This window comes from Rhizobium sophorae, from assembly GCF_013087515.1.
GTDB lineage: Bacteria > Pseudomonadota > Alphaproteobacteria > Rhizobiales > Rhizobiaceae > Rhizobium > Rhizobium sophorae.
Map to the genome: position 1 here is coordinate 1 of NZ_JABFCN010000054.1, position 2,112 is coordinate 2,112.

Annotated in this window: 2 protein-coding genes and 1 pseudogene; 1 reads left to right on the forward strand and 2 read right to left on the reverse strand. The window is 54.5% G+C overall.

All coding sequences use genetic code 11. The annotated features are described in order from the left end of the window. Positions 1-42: 42 nt before the first annotated feature. Both G9X64_RS29385 and G9X64_RS29390 read right to left on the reverse strand, forming a co-directional pair. Positions 43-372: pseudogene (locus G9X64_RS29385) on the reverse strand (magnesium chelatase domain-containing protein); the annotation flags it as partial. Between the two features lie 201 nt (positions 373-573). Continuing rightward, positions 574-1,053: a helix-turn-helix domain-containing protein gene (locus tag G9X64_RS29390; RefSeq protein ID WP_171377938.1), complete on the reverse strand. Its 480-nt coding sequence runs from the start codon at positions 1,051-1,053 to the stop codon at positions 574-576. Between the two features lie 142 nt (positions 1,054-1,195). Here G9X64_RS29390 and G9X64_RS29395 point away from each other — a divergent pair, with 142 nt between their 5' ends. Beyond that, positions 1,196-1,621 carry a DUF6634 family protein gene (locus G9X64_RS29395; RefSeq protein WP_171377939.1) on the forward strand — a complete coding sequence of 142 codons (426 nt, stop codon included), beginning with the start codon at positions 1,196-1,198 and terminating at the stop codon, positions 1,619-1,621. Positions 1,622-2,112 lie beyond the last annotated feature (491 nt).

The window sequence follows — 2,112 nt, forward strand, 5'->3', positions numbered from 1 at the left end:
CGTCCTTTGATGGGCCGGACTCTAATGCAATCTGGAGGAAATTACCCGTGGCAGGTCAGGGCGGATCGACGCCTCCGGCCTGGATAGGACCTGCGTGCCGCGGAAATGATTGGCGAGGGCGATCAGGCTGCGCGGGGCGAGAATATCGACTTCGGCGCCCGCCCAGGCGGCTTCGGCGCCGCTTTCGGCCGGGCAGATCAGCCCCTTGCCGAGCGCATTGGCGCCGATCGCAGCCGGCAGCGCGCCTGATATGGCGGCGATCGTTCCGTCGAGGTTGAGCTCGCCGACGACGACAAATTCCGACAGCGCATCGGCGGGAATGGCGCCGAGGGCGGCCATCAGGGCAAGGGCGATCGGCAGGTCGAAATGCGAGCGAAACCGGTATCTCTAAAAGGTATCGATACGCTTTGTGGTGATTAAGCATCTCGTAATCAGGCTGAAGCTGCGCGCCCTCAAATTGCGCTGTAGCTGCTTCAGCCTGATTGGGCACAACGCAAAGCCCACCGCAGGTGCTCCCTCACTGGACTTTTATCAGTTATCTTTGGTCACAGACTCGCGTTGTGTCCAGATCATTCAGGCGACCGCTGTTTTAATCCAGCGAACGCCAGCGCCAAATTCACGGGTTTCTTGGGTGATCTCGATATTAAGATCACGTAAGGCATGTTCCAGTTTTCCAAGTGAGGTCTCGTTGAGGCCCTTGAGAACGTCCTGCTCCAATTGAGCTATAAATTTTCGGCCGACACCCGACCGATCCGCAAGTTTGTCCTGAGACAAATCTGCGAGCCCACGGGCGCAACGAAATAACTTACTTCTGAAAGGATCAAGCCTTCCTGGGTTTCGCCACCGCACTCCGGCACCATGGGTTTCTGATTCCTCCAGGAATTCGACACCCTCTCGTTCAAAATACGCTTTTATCACCAGTGCATTACGCGGAAGCAGCAGATGCTTACCGGCCTCTAGGTTGTAGAGATAGCGACGCGTTAAATTGCACGAGTTTTCAACTTGCTCCTGGGTGTACCCGAGCAAAAAACGCGCAGCTCGCAGAAGGTCCACAGAGGGGTGCATTAGGCCAGAAACGTGCCAACTCGAAAAATGTCAACATTGATGCATTTTCGATCCTTTAATTAGGTTTTCGATCTTTTTCTTTGCTTTTCGGTCGCGAATCAGTTGTTTTGATCCTACGGATAGCGAATCGATGTTGCCGGTGCAGACCATGGGGCTCAGTTTGATGGCGCTGAGATACGCAATCCCTCCTTCGTATGTCGAACTTCTGATGGTGCCTCCGATGACACTAAACGCCTTGGAAGATATGGCTTCTGCCGTCCAACTCCCTCATCTCGTCGAACGCCTTCGCGCCTTGGCAGCGTCCCTGGAGGATTATGCTTCGCTTGGTGCTGCGGATATATCTCGTAGCGCAACCACTTCTGATTGGGTGGTAGGCGAGCGTGCGGTCCCGATTCTTATCGGGAAGATGAAGAGCCACCCCCTAATCCAAGACGGGAAAATAGGAGCTACGACCGAGGTGTTTTTCGCTGACCCGGAAGTGGGACTCGTTCGCACATTTGATCGCTGGTACAGGCTCGTGCCGGATATGCTGCAGATGGTGGGGAAGCTTCAGTGAAAGCTCTCAAAGCACATCTGATATCACGGAACGCGCTGGACAGATTGGCTTTCGCGAGAAAGCCGCTGGCGCACCCGAAAACCAAAGAAGGCAGCATCAGCGCAACAACCGAGATTTTGTATATCCATGCCGCCGCTGGTTCCGCTTGGGCTTTCAGTCGCTCGTACCGTCCAAGACCCATAGCCGACGACCAATCGGAGCTGCAATGAGCGAGAAGCACGGGTATCAGGTCGATGTAATGATTGAAGCGTTGCGGTCCATGGGAGACGCCACACGAGATTTGAACCGAGCACTTCGTACGACTCCCCGACGCCTTCATTGCAAACGAGGCAGGGAACTGCTTGAGAAAAGGCCACATGAGTTCCTTGCGTATTGTGCTCTAGGAGCCGTGGACTCTTGGGATTCCCAAAGCTGAGCAAATCAGATTCAAGACTGTCTTTTGGAGGCAGTCATGGGTGTTTTGGACCGTTTAATTCTTCGGGATGACCAGT

Coding starts and splice junctions, on each gene's coding strand:
- G9X64_RS29395 (WP_171377939.1), top strand. CDS start 1,196: ATGTTGCCGGTGCAGACCATGGGGCTCAGTTTGATGGCGCTGAGATAC.